The sequence below is a fragment of the Pseudomonas sp. PSE1(2024) genome (genome assembly GCF_050990555.1).
Lineage (GTDB): Bacteria > Pseudomonadota > Gammaproteobacteria > Pseudomonadales > Pseudomonadaceae > Aquipseudomonas > Aquipseudomonas aphyarum.
This window is the reverse complement of the sequence record NZ_CP158967.1, coordinates 5518317-5537253: the sequence shown is the minus strand read 5'-3', so window position 1 is coordinate 5537253 and position 18937 is coordinate 5518317. Positions and strand designations below refer to the sequence as shown.

General features: G+C 60.7%; 15 protein-coding genes. 7 read left to right on the top strand and 8 right to left on the bottom strand.

The window, feature by feature from the left end:
• Positions 1-101: 101 nt before the first annotated feature.
• Positions 102-3950, bottom strand: a complete 3849-nt coding sequence (gene morA, locus ABTV87_RS25185; protein ID WP_258712334.1) for a cyclic di-GMP receptor MorA — start codon at positions 3948-3950, stop codon at positions 102-104.
• A gap of 286 nt (positions 3951-4236) precedes the next feature.
• Here morA and ettA point away from each other — a divergent pair, with 286 nt between their 5' ends.
• Entirely contained in the window at positions 4237-5901 is a 1665-nt protein-coding gene (gene ettA / locus ABTV87_RS25180) for an energy-dependent translational throttle protein EttA (protein ID WP_007950976.1), read from the top strand.
• Between the two features lie 193 nt (positions 5902-6094).
• Positions 6095-7432, top strand: a complete 1338-nt coding sequence (gdhA, locus tag ABTV87_RS25175; protein WP_221534806.1) for an NADP-specific glutamate dehydrogenase — start codon at positions 6095-6097, stop codon at positions 7430-7432.
• Here gdhA and ABTV87_RS25170 read toward each other — a convergent pair.
• The 4 genes from ABTV87_RS25170 to ABTV87_RS25155 all read right to left on the bottom strand — a co-directional run bounded on the left by ABTV87_RS25170 (position 7429) and on the right by ABTV87_RS25155 (position 11001).
• Positions 7429-7923, bottom strand: a complete 495-nt coding sequence (locus ABTV87_RS25170) for a GreA/GreB family elongation factor (RefSeq protein WP_433898535.1) — start codon at positions 7921-7923, stop codon at positions 7429-7431. The genes gdhA and ABTV87_RS25170 overlap by 4 nt on opposite strands.
• Positions 7924-7993: 70 nt before the next feature.
• The gene (locus ABTV87_RS25165) at positions 7994-8350 is read right to left on the bottom strand and encodes a hypothetical protein (protein ID WP_007950973.1); all 357 of its coding nucleotides are present in this window, start codon (positions 8348-8350) and stop codon (positions 7994-7996) included.
• Between the two features lie 217 nt (positions 8351-8567).
• A complete protein-coding gene (locus tag ABTV87_RS25160) occupies positions 8568-10421 on the bottom strand; it encodes an Lnb N-terminal periplasmic domain-containing protein (protein ID WP_375747912.1) in 1854 nt (617 codons plus the stop codon).
• Between the two features lie 91 nt (positions 10422-10512).
• Positions 10513-11001 (bottom strand): DUF3015 domain-containing protein, encoded by a 489-nt coding sequence (locus ABTV87_RS25155; protein WP_007950971.1) that lies wholly within the window; start codon positions 10999-11001, stop codon positions 10513-10515.
• A gap of 299 nt (positions 11002-11300) precedes the next feature.
• On the opposite strand from ABTV87_RS25155, the gene ABTV87_RS25150 reads away from it, so the two are divergent.
• Positions 11301-13739 carry a Lon protease family protein gene (locus ABTV87_RS25150; RefSeq protein WP_085608705.1) on the top strand — a complete coding sequence of 813 codons (2439 nt, stop codon included), beginning with the start codon at positions 11301-11303 and terminating at the stop codon, positions 13737-13739.
• Positions 13740-14052: 313 nt separating this feature from the next.
• Positions 14053-14382 carry a hypothetical protein gene (locus tag ABTV87_RS25145; RefSeq protein WP_007950969.1) on the top strand — a complete coding sequence of 110 codons (330 nt, stop codon included), beginning with the start codon at positions 14053-14055 and terminating at the stop codon, positions 14380-14382.
• Positions 14383-14409: 27 nt separating this feature from the next.
• Here ABTV87_RS25145 and ABTV87_RS25140 read toward each other — a convergent pair whose 3' ends face one another.
• The gene (locus ABTV87_RS25140; RefSeq protein ID WP_433898534.1) at positions 14410-16239 is read right to left on the bottom strand and encodes a hypothetical protein; all 1830 of its coding nucleotides are present in this window, start codon (positions 16237-16239) and stop codon (positions 14410-14412) included.
• Positions 16240-16401: 162 nt separating this feature from the next.
• Here ABTV87_RS25140 and ABTV87_RS25135 point away from each other — a divergent pair, with 162 nt between their 5' ends.
• From ABTV87_RS25135 to ABTV87_RS25125, 3 genes are all read left to right on the top strand, one after another.
• Positions 16402-16890: a TIGR00645 family protein gene (locus tag ABTV87_RS25135; protein ID WP_007950967.1), complete on the top strand. Its 489-nt coding sequence runs from the start codon at positions 16402-16404 to the stop codon at positions 16888-16890.
• Positions 16891-17025: 135 nt separating this feature from the next.
• Positions 17026-17331 (top strand): DUF6482 family protein, encoded by a 306-nt coding sequence (locus ABTV87_RS25130; protein ID WP_085608703.1) that lies wholly within the window; start codon positions 17026-17028, stop codon positions 17329-17331.
• Positions 17332-17457: 126 nt separating this feature from the next.
• Positions 17458-18075, top strand: a complete 618-nt coding sequence (locus ABTV87_RS25125) for an FKBP-type peptidyl-prolyl cis-trans isomerase (RefSeq protein WP_007950965.1) — start codon at positions 17458-17460, stop codon at positions 18073-18075.
• Between the two features lie 49 nt (positions 18076-18124).
• On the opposite strand, the gene ABTV87_RS25120 is transcribed toward ABTV87_RS25125, so the two are convergent.
• Together ABTV87_RS25120 and ABTV87_RS25115 are read right to left on the bottom strand one after the other, a co-directional pair.
• Complete coding sequence (locus ABTV87_RS25120) at positions 18125-18382, bottom strand: PA4570 family protein (RefSeq protein ID WP_007950964.1); 258 nt, start codon at positions 18380-18382, stop codon at positions 18125-18127.
• A 207-nt stretch (positions 18383-18589) separates the two neighbouring features.
• Positions 18590-18931 (bottom strand): zinc ribbon domain-containing protein YjdM, encoded by a 342-nt coding sequence (locus ABTV87_RS25115; RefSeq protein WP_007950963.1) that lies wholly within the window; start codon positions 18929-18931, stop codon positions 18590-18592.
• Positions 18932-18937: the final 6 nt, after the last annotated feature.

Genomic DNA, 18937 nt, shown 5'->3' with positions numbered 1-18937 from the left:
CAAGCCCGCTCCCACATTTAACCCGGTTTCTTCAGGAAAAATGCGGTCCACTGTGGGAGCGGGCTTGCTCGCGAAGGCGTCATGAGCAGCACCGCAAAAAATCAGTCGAACATGAACAGCGCATCATTGCTGAACTGCGCCTCGAACCGTCCCGCCGGCATCGGCCGGCCGAACAGATAACCCTGAACCTCGTCGCAGCCATGCTCGCGCAGGAAGTCCAGTTGCTCATGGGTTTCCACGCCCTCGGCGATCACTGCCAGATTCAGGCTGTGGGCCATGGCGATGATCGCCCGGGCGATCTGCGCGTCCTGCTCGCCGGACGGCAGGCCGTCGACGAAGGTGCGGTCGATCTTCAGCACGTCGATCGGGAATTGCTTCAGGTAGTTCAGCGACGAGTAACCGGTGCCGAAGTCGTCTACCGCGATGCTTAAACCGAGGTTTTTCAGGCCGGCAAGGATCTGCATCGCTTCGCTGACTTCGCGCATCAGGATACTTTCGGTCAGTTCCAGCTCCAGGCACGCCGGCGGCAGGCCGGTTTCCTTGAGGATGGTGGCGATCCGCGTGCCGAGCTGGCCGTCGGAGAACTGCCGGGCGGAAATGTTCACCGAGACCTTCGGCACGCGCACGCGGCTCTGGTGCCAGGTCTTGAGCTGGCGACAGGCCTCGCTGATGACCCAGTCGCCGACGTCTACCACCAGCCCGAGCTCTTCGAGCACCGGAATGAAATCTCCCGGCGGCACCAGCCCGCGACGCGGATGACGCCAGCGCAGCAGCGCTTCGGCGCCGGTCAGGCGTTTGCCGTCGCCGCTGAACTGCGGCTGGTAATACAGCACGAATTCGTTTTGCTCGAGGGCGTGGCGCAGATCGCTTTCCAGCTCCAGACGCTCCAGCGCACTGGCGTTCATGTCGGCCTGATAGAACTGGAAGTTGTTCTTGCCGCGCTCCTTGGCGTGGTACATCGCGGTGTCGGCGTTCTTCATCAACTGGCTGAGTTCGTTGCCGTCCTGTGGGCTCAGGGCGATGCCGATACTGGCGGTGACGAAGAACTCGCGACCTTCCAGCACGAACGGTCGCACCAGACTGGCAAGAATCTGCTCGGCCACGTGGATCGCGCGGTTCAGCGCCATCTCGCGGCTGGAGCGGTGTTGCAGCAACAGGGTGAATTCGTCGCCGCCCATCCGCGCCACGGTGTCGTCATCGTCGACACAGGCCAGCAATCGCGTGGCCATGTCCTTGAGCATGCGGTCGCCGGCGGCGTGGCCGAGGGAGTCGTTGATCGGTTTGAATCGGTCGAGGTCGAGGAACATCAGCACCACCCACGACTTCTGCCGCTCGGCCGATTGCAGCGCGGTGTGCAGACGATCCTGGAACAGCGTGCGGTTTGGCAGGTGGGTCAGGGCGTCGTAGTAGGCGAGGCGGTGAATCCGCTGCTCGCTGGCCTTGCGCTCGCTGATGTCGCTGAAGAAGCACACGTAACTGGCCAGATCGCCCTCGTCATCGAGCACGGCGGTGATGCCGACCCACGCCGGGTAGTGCTCGCCGTTGCGGCGTTTGAGCCAGACTTCACCTTCCCAGGTGCTGTGCTGATGCAACTGCTTGAGCACGTAGCGCAGGTGCGCGTCCTGCTGTTCGTCGACGGTCAGCATGTTCGGCAACTGGTCGAGCACTTCGCTCACCGCGTAGCCGCTGACCCGGCTGAACGCCTCGTTGGCCTGGACAATGTAACCGGCCGGGTCGGTGATCAGGATCGCCGAGGTCGAGTGCTCGAATACCGTGGCCGCCATGCGCAGGTCTTTCTCGGCGCGGCGCTGCTGGCTGATGTCGCGACCCACCCCGAGCACGCCTTCGAAGGCGCCGTGTTCGTCCCACACCAGCACCAGACGCAGTTCGATCGGGATCTTGCGACCGTCGGCGCGCAGGCAGTCGAACAGGAACATCTGGGTCTGCACCTGGCTGCGCAAAATCACCAGTTGCTCGGGTTTGCCCAAGGCTTTGCTGACCCGATCCATCAGGTGATAGATGCCGCTCAGTTGCTGCGGGTTGGCGATGGTCGACTGCCAGCCGTTCTGGAAAATCCATTCGGCGTCATAGCCCAGCACCGCCTGCACCGACGGGCTGACGTAGTTCAGCGACAGCTGGCTGTCGGTGGAGAAAATCACGTCGCTGATGCTTTCGGCGAGCATCCGGTAGCGTTGTTCGCTGTCGCGCAACGATTCGCTGGCTTCGATCTGCTCGGTGATGTCCTTGGCCACGCCGATGATCCGCGTGACCTGATCGTGCTTGTCCCGGGCCAGCGCCTGTTCGCGAATGTCGAAGCGCCGCCACTTGCCGTCGCGATGGCGGAAGCGCAGCTGGCATTGCAGCAGCTGACTGTAACCGGCGTGACGCTGCATCTGCCGCGAGCGGTGGTAATAGTCGGCGTCTTCCGGGTGCAGGAGGATTTCCCAGAAGTACTCGCCCATCTGGTGCAGTTCGGTGCGGTTGTAACCGAGGGTCTGGCCGAGGTGGTGGTTGCTGAAGATCATCCGCTGGCTGATCACGTCCTGCACGTACAGATGATCCGGCACGGTACGCACCACGTCCGACCAGAAACCTTCGCGCTCCAGCAGCGACAGCTCGATCAGCTTGCGGCTGGTGATGTCGTTGATGCTCAGGATTACGGCCTTGTAGTCGTGCTGTTCCTGCGGCAGGCGCAGCACCAGCCACAGGTGCTGGTCGCGGCCATTGATGTCCGGCAGCTTGATTTCCAGTTCCAGCTGCTTTTGCTGCTGGAGCACGGCGTCGAGTACCTGATTGCCGATAGCGCACTGACTGTGCGGCTGACCGTCGATCAACAGTTGCCAGGCGTGGTCGCAGGAATTGACGTTGAGCAGTTGCAACGCGACCTGGTTGACCTCGGTCACCCGCAGCTCGTGGAGCAATTGCTGGCGCTGCGCGGGCTGGTCGAGCCAGGCCTTGAGCTGGTCGCTGGTCTGGATCTGGGCCTTTTCGAAAACCTGCTTGAGCCCCGAAAGATCCAGCACGCACAACGCCACGCCGGTGCCTTCGAAAATATCCTGATAACGCCGACGCCCTTCATGCACCTGACGCTGACGGCGGCGCATGTTGAGCAACGCGATAAACGGCAGCAGCGAGAGCGCCAGGCCCAACAGGCATTTGCCGATGAACGCCGGCAGCAGTTGTTCGAGCACATGCTGGCGGTCGAACAGGCCACGCAGTTGCCAGTCGCTGCTGCTCAGCGGCACGGTCAGCACGCTGTTGGCCAGATCGTCCGGGGTCAGGGTGCTGGTCTTGGCGGACGGCAGGGCTTCGTCGCGGCTGATGATCTGATGGTTGACGCGGTTTTCCACCAGCCACAGCGGACGGATACCGGCTTCGCCCTGTTTGGTCAGTGCGTCGAAGAAGGTCGGTGTCAGGCGCAGCGCCCAGTAACCGCGCGTGCTGCCGCTGGCCTGATGCAGCAACAGATGCACCACCGAACCGTCGTCGGCGTTACTGAAGTAATGGGCTTGAGCGCGACTGCGGCGAACCAGATCGCTGAGGTAATCGGCGTCGTGGCTGTCAGTGGCGCTGTCGCTGAGGATTTTGCCGGACGGGCTGAGCAGCGCCAGGCTGCGCAGGTCGGGCAGCGATTGCTGAAGCTTGCGCAGCAGCGCCTGCTGTTCGTCGGCCGACTGGGGCTGTTCGACGATCGGTAGCAGATTGAGGGCGATCTGCGCGTTCAGCGCCATGTTCAGGCTGACCTGAGCAGCGAGGTCGGCGGTGTAGTCGATGGTGTACTGACGCTGGTTTTTCTGGGTTTCGCGCAATTGATCGAGCAGCTGCCAGAACAGCAGCGCGAGCAGCAACAGCACCAGTGTCGCCAGCGCGCCTTTCAATGTTCCGCGCAGGGACGAGCCGGGCGCCGGTTGGGTGCTGCTCACAGAGGCTGGCGGAGTGACGTTGGACAAGCTGAAATCCTGCGGTCTGGCTGGACTGGCGCGACGTGCACTATAAGCCGGACGCCCAAGAGGCGGCTAGCATGCCTTGAGTTGTGGCGAAGTGCCAGCCCCGCTCGGCTGGACTGCCATCGGTCATTAAGGTAGCTTTGCCGGTTACGCGGGAGCGTTCCAGCTCCTAGAATCAGACTTTTTTCAGCGCGCACGCATTGATCACCATCAAGTGAACGACGCGCATGGTCTGGCCGGGCATCGCCTGCGCTCCAATCATTCATCTGTCACTGACCCAAGGTTCTCCATGGCTCAATACGTCTTCACCATGCATCGGCTGGGCAAAGTTGTTCCGCCGAAGCGGGAAATCCTGAAAAACATTTCGCTGTCTTTCTTCCCCGGCGCCAAGATCGGCGTACTCGGCCTCAACGGTTCGGGTAAATCCACGCTGCTGAAAATCATGGCCGGCGTCGACACCGAGTTCGAAGGCGAAGCGCGCCCGATGCCGGAACTGAACATCGGTTACCTGCCGCAAGAGCCGCAACTGGATCCGACCAAGACCGTGCGTGAAGTGGTCGAGGAAGCGGTCAGCGTGATCAAGGATGCGCAAGCGCGTCTGGACGAGGTCTACGCTGCCTACGCCGACCCGGATGCCGACTTCGACAAGCTGGCCGCCGAACAGGCCAAGCTCGAAGCCATCCTGCAGGCCAGCGACGGTCACAACCTGGAGCGCCAGCTGGAAGTTGCCGCCGATGCGCTGCGTCTGCCGGCCTGGGACGCCAAGGTCGAACACCTGTCCGGTGGTGAAAAACGTCGTGTGGCCCTGTGCCGTCTGCTGCTGTCCGCCCCGGACATGCTGCTGCTCGACGAACCGACCAACCACCTGGACGCCGACTCCGTTGCGTGGCTCGAACACTTCCTGCACGACTTCCCAGGCACTGTGGTAGCGATCACGCACGACCGTTACTTCCTGGACAACGTCGCCGGCTGGATTCTGGAACTCGACCGCGGCGCGGGCATTCCTTACGAGGGCAACTACTCGGGTTGGCTGGAAGCCAAGTCCGATCGTCTGGCCCAGGAATCCAAGCAGCAATCGGCCCACGAAAAAGCCATGAAGGAAGAACTGGAGTGGGTGCGCAAAGGCGCCAAGGCCCGCCAGTCGAAATCCAAGGCTCGTCTGCAACGCTTCGAAGAAATGCAGTCGCAGGAATTCCAGAAGCGTTCGGAAACCAACGAGATCTACATCCCGGCCGGTCCGCGCCTGGGTGACAAGGTCATCGAGTTCAAGAACGTCACCAAGGGCTACGGCGATCGCGTCCTGATCGACAACCTGTCCTTCTCGATGCCCAAAGGCGCCATCGTCGGCGTGATCGGCGGTAACGGTGCCGGTAAGTCGACCCTGTTCCGCATGCTGATGGGCAAGGAAACCCCGGATTCCGGCAGCATCGAGATCGGCGAAACCGTGCAACTGGCCTGCGTTGACCAGAGCCGCGAAGACCTGGACGGCAGCAAGACCGTGTTCCAGCAGATCTCCGATGGTTCCGACCAGATCCGTATCGGCAACTACGAGATCCCGTCGCGTACCTACGTCGGTCGCTTCAACTTCAAGGGCGGCGATCAGCAGAAGTTCGTCAAGGACCTGTCCGGTGGTGAGCGCGGTCGTCTGCACCTGGCGCTGACCCTGAAGGAGGGCGGCAACGTCCTGCTGCTCGACGAACCGTCCAACGACCTCGACGTTGAAACCCTGCGTTCCCTGGAAGAAGCCCTGCTGGACTTCCCGGGCGCCGCCATTGTGATCTCTCACGATCGGTGGTTCCTTGACCGCGTCGCGACTCACATCCTGGCGTACGAAGACGACTCGCAAGCCGTGTTCTTCGAGGGCAACTACACCGAGTACGAAGCCGATCGCAAAAAGCGCCTCGGCGAAGCAGCGGCCCAGCCACACCGGGTACGCCACAAGAAACTGGCCTGATAACAGGTTGGTTGCATGAAAAAGCGGGGCCTTCGGGCTCCGCTTTTTTTTGCCTGCAATGCAGACTGTTTTATAGCGTGTGTACTATTTGTTTTCATAAATGCGACATTTTTGTCTGTTGCTGTGTACATATCGTTTGTTACAGTCCGGCTCAATCTCCTCCAACGACAACAAATTTGCCGAGACTTTTCCCATGATCGAATCCGTCGAATCCTTCCTCGCGCGTCTGAAAAAGCGCGATCCGGATCAACCCGAATTCCACCAGGCCGTCGAAGAAGTCCTGCGCAGCCTGTGGCCGTTTCTCGAAGCCAATCCGCACTATCTGACCTCCGGGATTCTGGAGCGCATTTGCGAGCCGGAGCGGGCGGTGGTGTTCCGTGTGTCGTGGGTCGACGATCAGGGCAAGGTCCAGGTCAATCGCGGTTTCCGCATCCAGATGAACAGCGCCATCGGCCCGTACAAGGGCGGCTTGCGCTTCCACCCTTCGGTGAACATGGGTGTGCTGAAATTCCTCGCCTTCGAACAGACCTTCAAGAACTCCCTGACCTCGTTGCCCATGGGCGGCGGCAAGGGCGGTTCGGACTTCGATCCGAAGGGCAAGAGCGACGCCGAAGTCATGCGTTTCTGCCAGGCGTTCATGAGCGAGCTGTACCGCCACATCGGTGCCGACGTGGACGTGCCGGCCGGGGATATCGGTGTCGGCGCACGGGAGATCGGATTCCTGTTCGGCCAATACAAACGCCTGAGCAACCAGTTCACCAGCGTGCTGACCGGCAAGGGCATGACCTACGGCGGCAGCCTGATCCGTCCGGAAGCCACCGGTTTCGGTTGTGTGTATTTCGCCGAGGAAATGCTCAAGCGCCGCGAGCAGAGCGTCGAAGGCAAACGCGTGGCGATCTCCGGTTCCGGCAACGTTGCGCAATACGCGGCTCGCAAAGTGATGGATCTGGGCGGCAAGGTAATTTCCCTGTCTGACTCCGAAGGCACGCTGTATTGCGAGGCGGGCCTGAGCGAAGAACAGTGGCTGGCGCTGCTGGAACTGAAGAACGTCAAGCGCGGACGGATCAGCGAATTGGCTTCCGCCTTCGGCCTGGAGTTCCGCGCCGGTCAACTGCCATGGTCGTTGCCGTGCGATATCGCGTTGCCTTGCGCCACCCAGAACGAACTCGACGCCGAATCCGCCCGCACCTTGCTGCGCAACGGCTGCTTCTGCGTAGCAGAAGGCGCCAACATGCCGACCACCCTCAATGCTGTGGATATCTTTATCGAGGCCGGCATTCTGTTCGCGCCGGGCAAGGCCTCGAATGCCGGCGGCGTGGCGGTCAGCGGTCTGGAGATGTCGCAGAACGCCATGCGCCTGCTGTGGACGGGCGGCGAGGTGGACAGCAAGCTGCACGGGATCATGCAGTCGATTCACCACGCCTGCGTGCATTACGGTGAGGAAAACGGCCGGATCAACTACGTCAAAGGCGCGAACATCGCCGGCTTCGTCAAAGTCGCCGACGCGATGCTGGCGCAAGGCGTAGTTTAAGAACGCTCGATGCGGATCACTTCGATCAGTTGATCGCCGGCCGGACGCTGCCACAGCACTTCATCGTTGAGCCGCGCGCCAAGCAGCGCACGGCCCAGCGGTGAGGCCCAGTTGATCAGACCGTTGGCCGCATCGGCCTGATCCTCGCCGACCAGTTGCACCCGGCGCTCGGTGTCGTGTTCGTCGGCGTAGGTCACCCAACTGCCGATCTGCACCTTGTCGTTCGACGTCGGGGACGGGGCTACTTGAGCGCTGCCGACCCGTTGATTGAAATAACGCAAATCCCGTTCGAGATCGGCCAGCCGCTGCTTGTCGGCCTGTTCGCCCTTGGCGGACTGTTCGGCGTGCAGGGTTTGCAGTTCGGCGACTTTCGCCTGCAACTGGGCAAGGCCTTGCGGCGTGACGTAATTGGGCTGTGTGCTGACCTGCCGTTCGACCGGCTGATCGGCTTGCGCAGCGGCGTTGTCTTCGTTGACGAAGGCGCGACTCATGATGGGCTCCTGTTACAACCGTTGGGCCATGGTCGCAGGCAAAAGGTTTCGCTGGATGTCTGGAAACGACCTACTGCGAACGATAAGCCCGCGCTGCGCCCTGATCCTTTTCCTGCTGCCAGGCGCGCTCGCGCTCGTCCCAGTGCTCGTTGCGATACTGTTCGCGATCCTTGTTTTCCAGCATCGCCTGACACTGGCGGAAGCCGTCGCTCCAGCCTTCGGCGTATTGCTTGTCCTTGAGATAGCGCGGCACGTTCTTGCGAAACTCGCCGCTGATCGAACCGGCCGCCTGCCGACCGCTGATGCAACCGTCATCGAACCCGTCGGCGAACGCCGGTGGATAACCCTTGGCAATCAGATCTTCGTGGGTGCTCTGACAGCCACCCAGCAACAGCAACACGCCCGCAAAAACCGCACACCGCCACATCACACTCTCCCGGGCCGGTTTTCCGGCTTATGGGGAAAGTCTAGAAGATGATTCGTCGGGCTTTGGTGAAAGGCCTGTAAGTAATTCGTTAACCAGTGGAGATCCCTGTGGGAGCGGGCTTGCCCGCGATGAGGCCATCAGACTCAACATCTCTGTTGACTGATCATTCGCTATCGCGGGCAAGCCCGCTCCCACAGGTTCAGGGAAATGTTCGGGATCAGTAGTGATACCACTTCACTTCCAGCATCACCTCGGTCTCCGGCGTGGCCAGATGGCTGAACTCGCGCTGGGCGCTCAGGCGCAGGCCGAGGTTGCGCGACAATTCCCATTGCTGGTTCAGACTCAGGCTACGGCGCACTTCACCATTGAAAAAGTAATCGCCTTTGGCCTCCAGGCTGAGATTGCCCAGCGGGTTTTTCCACAATACGCCGGTATTGAAACCGCCTGCGGGGGAAACGAACTCGGCGAAATCATTGTTGTGTTCAACGCGCACCGTGCCGAGGGCGAACCCCAGCACATCGTCACCCAGCGCCCAGGTGCCGCCACCGCCACCGTTGACATGGCTGACCAGCGTCTCGTCATCATGCTTGCCCGGTACGCGTTCGAGACCGCCGGTGACTTGCCACGACAGCGGCTGCAACAGCGCATTGCGCGGCGTCAGCGAGCGAATGGTCGCCAGATCCAGCTGCTGGAACTGCCAGTGATTGCCTTCGTACTGGCGCAGCTTCATCTGCAGGATTTCGATCTGTGCGCCGAGGGGGAAACTCTCGGCGTTGTCGTTGAGGTCGTGATAGGCCATGCGCAAGCCGTACTCGCCGAATGCGCGGTCACCGCGCGTGCCGAGACCGGCTTGCCAGGTGCGCGATTCGTGGCCGTCTTCCGGCAGGCCCGGTTGTGGAATTTGCAGCTCCGGCGCCGGGTTCTTGTTGATCGCCCGCAGCAGTTCGAAACTGCGCTGCGCTCGCTGTGGATCACGTTCCTGGCCGTTGGCGCGGTAGCGCTCCAGCCGATACGCGGCGTCGATGATCAGCGCTTGCCGGTCGCGGGGCAGGGCCTTGAAAACCGGATCCTGCAATTGCTGTTGATCGGCGCTGACTTTCAGCACCCAGTCCTGTTCTTCGCCGCTCAAGGGCTCGGCGCGGCTGAGCAGTTCGCGCTCGCGGGACGGGCGGTATTCGATGTGTTCGACCAGCCCGGCTTCTTTCACCGCTTTGACGGTGTCGGTCGGGATCGCGGTCAGCGGGAATTGTTCGGTCAGGCGCAGGCTCGGGCGCGCCACCTGCAACAGTTCGAGCAGGCGATAGGAGCAGTTTTCATCGAAGAAGAAGTAGTCGAACTGGATCTGCTTCAACTCCCACACATGCTCGACCATCCGCGCGGTTTCGGCTTGCGTCAGATTGAGCCGGTACTCCCACAGGTCGCGGTTTTCCAGACTGCGGTATTCCGAAAGTTTTTCCTGATAGGGCACCAGCGCGAACAGCCCCGGATAGCCGCCCATCAGGCCTTTCCAGGCGTAAAGAATGCTGTTGTCCGAACCTTCGATGTAGGCGCCAAAGTTGATCGCGTAACTGAGCAGCGAAGTCTTGTCGCTCTGCACGTCAGCCTGGTCGATGCGCAGCAGGGTGTGGCCGAACATCGACGACGGGCTGTTGAGGTAGGCCGCCGGGAAAATCATCACCGCGCTGTGGGGCGAGACGTCCTTGAACCACTTCTTGAATTCGGCGCAGTCCGGCGTCGGCAGATCGGTCAAGTTGAGTTGATCCTTCAACCAGCGGGTGCGTGCCGGGTAGACGCACTGGGCGTGTTGCTCACCGAGACTGGCGGGGGCGTACAGCGCTTGCACGGTGGCCGCCAGTTCATGGTCGGGGTGTTCGTTGCCGTCGGCGGCAAGAAAGAATTTTTTGTCGCTGACGTAGCTGCGCCAGCCTCCGAGCTTGGCGGTTTCGTAATGACCGAGGGAAATCCAGAAGCGGTCGTTGGCCAGTTGCTGCAAACGTTGAGGGTCAATGTGAGGCGCGGCGGACAGCGGGGCGCAGACACACAGCGCCAGCCAGGCAAGGCGTTTGAGCATAAATGGCAACTTAAGTCGAAAGAAACAAAGCCCAGGAAGGGCGGGTCGAAAAAATAAAACCCGCTTCCCGAAAGAAGCGGGTGGGTCGAGCTTAAGCCTGAGTCGCGTACTTGGCCAGACGTGGGTCTGCCTTCAGGACGGCCAGGGTGTTGGTATGCACGTCTTCGGCGGTCACGTCAGCCTTGCTGAAGATCTGCTGGAAGTGCTCGTGAGTGACGGCGGCGAAGTGCGCACGGTCTTCCGGCGCCACGCCCAGTACCACGGCATAGGTCGTCAGCGCTTCGCCGTTGCCCTTTGCCATGTCTTCGGACAGCTCGTTCATCATGCCATTCATGGCAAACCAGGATTTGCCGCCGTAGGTCAGCGATGCGTTGGTGGAGCAACCGTTGGTGCCGGACGTCATGCCGAATGTGGCATTGCCGGAGGTGCCGTTGGTGGTGGATGCCAGGAAGTGAGCAGGGGTGCCACGCTGACCTTCGAACAGCATGTTGCCCCAACCGCAATCCGGGCCGCCTGGAGCTTGCGCCATTGCGTTGATGGATACAGCGGTGAAGAGAGTACCGAGAAGAATCCGTTTCATAGCTTTGTTCTCTTTGTGTGCATACCAATGGACAGGGTTCTGGCCCCCAAGCTCTGTAGAAACAGATCCAAACGAAGCCAGTGGGCCGGTATTAGTTCCAGCCGCGCAGTTTGGAGTTTAGGCACGTTCCCGGGGTTCCGTGATTTTTTACAAAAGATTTGGCGATACCCCCGGTTTCACTGGGGCTGCGTCAAGGTTGGGCGGTTGTCTATGCTTTGTCGTATGGCGCGCCTTGCCAGTGGGGCTCGGGCAGCGCCAGAATGCCGCTATCTGCCCCGCCTGATTGTTAAGGAAGCCCGATGCCTGATCCTGTTGCTGCCAGCTTGCGTCTAGCGCCCGAAGCGCTGACCCGTCCGTTTTCCGCTGAACAGTTCAGCTTCACTACCACCAATGATCTGGAGCCCTTTCGCGGTGTGCTCGGCCAGGAACGTGCGGTCGAAGCCTTGCAGTTCGGTGTGGCCATGCCACGCCCCGGTTACAACGTATTCGTCATGGGCGAGCCCGGCACCGGCCGTTTCTCGTTCGTCAAACGCTACCTGAAGGCCGAAGGCAAACGCCTGCAGACCCCGGCGGACTGGGTTTACGTCAACAATTTCGATGAGCCGCGCGAACCCCGCGCCCTGGAACTGCCATCGGGCAGCGCCGCCGCCTTCATCGGCGACATCAACGGCCTGATCGACAACCTGCTGTCGACCTTTCCAGCGGTGTTCGAGCACCCGTCCTACCAGCAGAAGAAGAGCGCCATCGACCGCGCCTTCAACCAGCGCTACGACAAGGCGCTGGATGTCATCGAACGTCTGGCCCTGGAAAAAGACGTCGCCCTGTACCGCGACAGCAGCAACATCGCCTTCACCCCGATGCTCGAAGGCAAGGCGCTGGACGAAGCCGAATTCGCCCAGTTGCCGGAGACCGAGCGCGAGCGCTTCCACGAGGACATTTCCGGCCTCGAAGAACGCCTGAACGAAGAACTCGCCAGCCTGCCGCAATGGAAGCGCGAGTCGAGCAACCAGCTGCGTCAGCTCAACGAAGAAACCATCACCCTGGCCTTGCAGCCTTTGCTCGCACCGCTGTCGGAAAAGTACGCGGAAAACGCCGCGGTCTGCGGTTACCTGCAGGCGATGCAGGTCTATCTGTTGAAAACCGTCGTCGAGCAACTGGTCGATGACAGCAAGACCGATGCGGTCGCGCGCAAGCTGCTGGAAGAGCAATACGCCCCGAGCCTGGTGGTCGGCCATCCGGCCAGCGGCGGTGCGCCGGTGGTGTTCGAACCGCATCCGACCTACGAAAACCTGTTCGGCCGTATCGAGTACACCACCGATCAAGGCGCGCTCTACACCACCTATCGCCAGTTGCGCCCGGGTGCACTGCACCGCGCCAATGGTGGTTTCCTGATCCTTGAAGCGGAAAAAATGCTCGGCGAGCCGTTCGTGTGGGATGCGCTCAAGCGCGCCCTGCAATCGCGCAAGCTGAAGATGGAATCGCCGCTGGGCGAGATGGGCCGTTTCGCCACCGTGACGCTCAATCCGCAGCACATTCCGTTGCAGGTCAAAGTGATCATCATCGGCGCCCGTCAGCTGTATTACACGCTGCAGGACCTCGATCCGGACTTCCAGGAGATGTTCCGCGTTCTGGTGGACTTCGACGAAGACATCCCGATGGTCGACGAAAGCCTGGAGCAGTTCGCCCAGTTGCTGAAAACCCGCACTTCGGAAGAAGGCATGGCGCCGCTGACCGCCGACGCGGTGGCGCGTCTGGCGACTTACAGCGCGCGTCTGGCTGAACACCAGGGGCGTTTGTCGGCGCGGATCGGCGATCTGTTCCAGCTGGTCAGCGAGGCGGATTTCATCCGGCATCTGGCCAACGATGAAATGACCGACGCCGGCCACATCGAGCGTGCGCTCAAGGCCAAGGCCACCCGCACCGGTCGGGTGTCGGCGCGGATTCTCGACGACATGCTGGCGGGGATCATTCTGATCGACACCGACGGCGCGGCGGTCGGCAAATGCAACGGCCTGACCGTGCTCGAAGTCGGTGACTCGGCGTTCGGTGTGCCGGCGCGGATTTCCGCCACGGTGTACCCGGGCGGCAGCGGCATCGTCGACATCGAGCGCGAGGTCAACCTCGGCCAGCCGATCCACTCCAAGGGCGTGATGATTCTCACCGGGTATCTGGGCAGCCGTTATGCACAGGAATTCCCGCTGGCGATTTCCGCGAGCATCGCGCTGGAGCAATCCTACGGCTACGTCGATGGCGACAGCGCGTCGCTGGGTGAGGCGTGCACGCTGATTTCGGCGTTGTCGAAAACCCCGCTCAAGCAGTGCTTCGCGATCACCGGCTCGATCAACCAGTTCGGTGAAGTGCAGGCGGTGGGCGGGGTCAACGAGAAGATCGAAGGCTTCTTCCGTCTCTGCGAAGCACGCGGGCTGACGGGCGAGCAGGGCGCGATCATTCCGCAGGCCAACGTCGCCACCTTGATGCTCGACGAGAAGGTGCTGGCGGCGGTGCGTGCCGGGCAGTTCCACGTTTACGCGGTGCGTCAGGCCGACGAAGCGTTGAGCCTGCTGGTGGGCGAGCCGGCCGGTGAGCCGAACGAAGAGGGCGAATTCCCGGAAGGCAGCGTTAACGCGCGGGTAGTGGAGCGCCTGCGAGTGATTGCCGAGATGATCAGCGAAGAGGATCTGAAAGAGGCCGAGAAGGAACTGGCGCAGGAGGCGCTGGCGGAGGCCAAACCGGCCTGATATCAGTCTCCTTGTAATGCCCCTGTGGGAGCGAGCTTGCTCGCGAAGGCGTCCTGTCAGTCGACGAAAATGTTGCCTGATGCGCCGCTTTCGCGAGCAAGCTCGCTCCCACAGTTATTTCGGGTGCAATCATCGAAAGTGCCATCACTCTGGCGTCAATATTCACACAATGACCATTCGGCGCCTTCTGGTTCTGTGCGGCTTGCGCGGCGGACTTTTCTTCTATTCTCTGCTCAAGGACATCGACAGTATCACTGGATCGAAACAGCTCTTCAGCAAGGGCTGAACACCGGCTTTACCGAGGGTCGCCGCCATGTCGCGCAACCTCTGCCTCACCCGTCAATGCCTGGGTCTCGTGACCCGTATCGAATGCGCCATCAAGCCGTTGGCCGGCGATAACGGCATGTGGACGTTGCTCTTCGCCGCCGGCATGGCCGGTGAACAACCTTCCGCCATCAAGGCCCAGGGCCCGTTCCACGGGCCGATCGCCGCCGAGTCGATTCTCGACACCATCGTTGAAAGCCTGACGATGCACGGCTATGAGCTGGCCAATGATCCACAGATCTGGTCGTTGCATCTGCAGGCGCAGTTGCGGCAGATCAACGGTGGGCGCGGACGCAGCATCGGCACTTTCGATCACTAGATCATCAGCGCCGACCATTAGCGTCGATCAGGGCGCAGCGCCCTGGGTCTGCGCCTTGTCGAGTTTGACCTCAAAGCCGTATTGCACGGTGGCGAGGTCGGTTCGCTGATAGGTTTCCACGCGCGTCGGACGGCCGTAGAAATAATGCACGCCGAATAACGCTGGTCCTTCAGCGCTTGCGTCGTGGCTGACCGACAGAATCTGTTTCAGATAATGACCACTGTCGTCCTTGACGAAGAATCGCCATTCGTTGGCGGGGTATCGCTTCAAATCCACCACCAGCGCGTTGTTTCTGATTTCGAGCCCTTTGGGCAGGGCCTTGGCTTCGTAAGCCTGTTTGTCCACCGTGGCCAGGAACAACGGCATCGAGCCGACGGCAATCGCCGGGGTTTCCGGGAACAGGTTCAGGTCGTAGGTGATGGTCGCCTGTAGCGGGTCGACCTGATACGCCTCGGGCGGCAGTTCGATTGGCTCGTCGAGTTTGCCGTTGTGCTTTTCAGTGAAGAACGTCACCGGGCTTTCGCCGGGGCTGAAGTCGTCGCCGAGCATTTCATCGTTGAAAGTTTTGCGGTGGTCGAACTCGATGCGCGCGGCGCTCGGCTCTTCAACCGACTGGCGGATATGAACGCCGCTTTTCAGCTGTTCTTCAGTCAGAGATGCGCCCTTGAGCCAGTCGGGCGCCTGGTCGTCGTAGACAGTGATCGGCAGGTCGAGCGGCTGCACGGTTTTTTCCGTGGTGTGCGGATCGAATTCACGCACGGGCAGATCCAGGGCCTTGCGAGTGACGGTCGCTTCGGAAAAATCCAGCAGGCTGACTTCAAGGGTGTCGATCGGGCCGTTGAAATACACCTTGTTGTAGTGGTGCGGATGCTGCTGTTCAAAGGCCTGCTGTTCATCGTCCAGCTTTTTTTCCAGCGTCTCGCTCCAGGCTTTTTGCTGTTGCAGGTACGCCAGCTGCTTTTGATAGAACGCCACCTGCTCGGGGTTTTCGTTGATGGCGCCGGCACGCACCAGATACTGGCCCGTCGAGTCGCGGGCCTGGACGATCAACGGATTGAGCCGGGTGCTGGCGACTTCCGGGGCGAGCGGCAGCTGGTTGCTGAACTCGAGTTCGGCGTAGTGCGTGTCCAGTTTCAGCAGGGTCACGCTGAGGTTGCCGTCGGAGCGGGTCTGGCCGACATCCTTTTTACCCAGATTGAAACTGTACAGGCGTTTCGGGGCGATGACTTCCACCTGGCCTTGCAGGCTGACCGGGCGCGGCAGGTTCTTCTTGTCGACATTCAGTCCTTCGATGAACGGGTAGGTGACGGTCAGGTCATCGGGGTTGGTGACGTTGGAGCTGGACGGACTCAACTGAATGCCCGGATCGGTTTCCGACCATTCCGGCTGATAGGCGATGACCCGTTTGTTGCTCAGGGTTACCGATTGCCATTCCACGCCATGGGGGAACAGAAAGCCGCCGGGGATGTTGAGCACGAAAGGGAACACCGGTTGCAGGTCGGTGAGGTAATCGGAACTGGAATCCTTGTGCAGCACAAACAGGCCGTTGATGAAGGTGTCGACCAGCGCCTGCGGTGTCGGGTAATGCCGGAGTACGCCGAGGGTGTCTTCGCCGTATTCGGTCCGGGACGGTTTGTTGTCGAGTCGCTGTTGCGCGCGTTCGAGCAACAGCAGCGAGCCGCCGAGTTCGGTCACGGCGTCCTTGAGTTTCGGGTCGGTGATGGCGTCCAGCGATTGCTCGAACTGCGCGGTCTTTTCTTCGAGGCTGACGGCGGGTTTTTCATCGCCGGGCGAACACCCGCCCAGCAACAGGGCGAAGCAAATTCCGGCAGTCGTTATCGGCAATCGCACATCCATTTCCAGTCGTCCTGTCCACTGTCGCTGGGCTGTCAATGGTTTGGACACTAGCAGAAAAACTTTGACACACACACGCAGGTGGCGGATTTCCGGGCGGTTTCTGGCTGTCATGGGCGGCTGTTATACTCGCCGCCGATTTCAACCCTTCTTGTGTGAGAGTCAATGGAACGCTTTATCGAAAATGCAATGTACGCCACGCGCTGGCTGCTGGCGCCGATCTACATCGGGCTGTCCCTCGGGCTGCTGGCGCTGGCATTGAAATTCTTCCAGGAAGTGTTTCATGTCATTCCCAATGTTTTCTCCATGGCTGAGTCCGAGCTGATTCTGGTGCTGCTGTCGCTGATCGACATGGCGCTGGTCGGCGGCTTGCTGGTGATGGTGATGATTTCCGGCTACGAGAACTTCGTGTCCGAGCTGAATATCGATGAAGGCAAAGAGAAGCTCAGCTGGCTGGGCACCATGGACTCCTCGTCGCTGAAGATGAAAGTGGCGGCGTCGATCGTGGCGATCTCCTCGATCCACCTGCTGCGGATCTTCATGGACGCCAAGAACGTCGATCCCGAGCACCTGATGTGGTACGTGATCATCCACATGACCTTCGTGATCTCGGCGTTCGCCATGGGTTATCTGGACAAGCTCACCAAGCACTGATGAGCTGACGATTGCTGTAACAAAACCGCCCGTCTGTTGCGAAACAGACGGGCGGTGTCGTTTGTGGCTTGTACTTTGATCGGCCGAGGCATATCCCTGTAGGTCTCAAGGCTCGCCACCGTGTGAGGTGCGTTCATGAACCTGCAAGAGTTGAATGCGTTTGCCGTCGCCAGAAAGGTCGACGAACTGAACCTGATCTCCATGGAAGGCGGGATCTACCTGCTTGAAGCCCGCATGCATGGTGCGGCGTATCCGCTGAGCGACCCGCAGGGGAAAATGCTGATGCTGCGTTCGGTCGAGCATGCCCGGGATGTGCTGCATAACTTTCCGGTGCTGCCGTTCAACCTGGTGCACACCTCGGTGCACGATGAAATGTGCGGTCTTGGCGCCAGTGGCGAAGAAAGCCTGAAGGTGCCGCTGGCCTGGCGATCCGCGCTGTAGGCCCGAGGGCCTGATCAATGCCGGAACATCTGTGCTAGTCTGCTCGCCCTTTTGGTTCCGGGCGCGCCGGGACGCGCTGTGTACGCACGGCATGTCCTGAGGCCGTCCGCACAGCGGAGCAGTGTCATGTCCGAAGTAAATCTGTCCACCGACGAAACCCGCGTCAGCTACGGCATCGGCCGTCAGCTGGGTGACCAGCTGCGCGACAACCCGCCACCGGGTGTCAGCCTGGACGCCATCCTGGCTGGTCTGACCGACGCATTCGCCGGTAAGGAAAGCCGTGTAAGCCAGGAAGCCATGTCCGCCAGCTTCAAGGTGATCCGCGAGATCATGCAAGCCGAAGCCGCTGCCAAGGCTGAAGCCGCCGCTGGCGAAGGCCTGGCATTCCTGGCTGAAAACGCCAAGAAAGAAGGCATCACCACCCTGGCTTCCGGCCTGCAGTTCGAAGTGCTGACTCAAGGTGAAGGCGCCAAGCCATCTCGTGAAGACACCGTGCGTACTCACTACCACGGCACGCTGATCGACGGCACTGTGTTCGACAGCTCCTACGAGCGTGGTCAGCCGGCTGAATTCCCGGTTGGCGGCGTTATCGCTGGCTGGACCGAAGCCCTGCAACTGATGAATGCCGGCAGCAAATGGCGTCTGTACGTGCCGAGCGAACTGGCTTACGGCGCTCAAGGCGTTGGCAGCATCCCGCCGCACAGCGTTCTGGTGTTCGACGTCGAGCTGCTCGACGTTCTGTAATCCCGTTACCCTGCACAAGCGTGGCTTGTGCAGGGTTTCTCCGTCGTTCTCATACTTCGATCTTGTTGTGCAGTTCACTGGTCGGGCGCAAGGCCCGGGCATAGCAGAACAGGAACAGATTGCGCACCAGCTCCTTGAGCACCAATGGCTCGCTGGAACTCAGGCCGCTGACGTCCAGATCCCCTTGATCCTGCAACTCGTGCAGGGCTTCTTCTTCCAGTACCGCGCAGACTTCACCGGTTTCCCGATGCAGGATCCTGAGGTACGGGTGCGGGCGATCCAGCCAGGCGTCGATCAAATAAGTCATGGGTCTCATCTCCATTGAAAGGGTTTCAATGAGAATAATTCTTATTCGTCAAATAGCAAGCGCCTATTGGCGGTTTGTGATTTTTTGCGGGTAAAGATTGCGTAAGGTCAAAACGGCTGGCGCTTGGCTATCGCGAGGATTTGCTGGGGATTGCGGGGGAGGGCGAAGCTCCATCCCACGGCGGGCGCGGGATGGAAGACGGCAGAATCAGACTTTTCTGACGAACTCGGATTTGAGTTTCATCGGGCCGATGCCGTCGATCTTGCAGTCGATGTCGTGATCGCCATCGCACAGGCGGATGTTCTTGACCTTGGTGCCGACCTTGACCACCAGCGAGGTGCCCTTGACCTTCAGGTCCTTGATCACGGTGATGGTGTCGCCGTCCTGCAGGACGTTACCGACCGAATCCTTTTTCACGGCATCGTCGGATGCCACTTCGGCTTCACCGCCGGCAGACCACTCGTGGGCGCACTCCGGGCACACCAGTTGGGTGCCGTCTTCGTAGGTGTATTCGGAATTGCATTTCGGGCAGGGTGGCAACGTGCTCACTAAGGC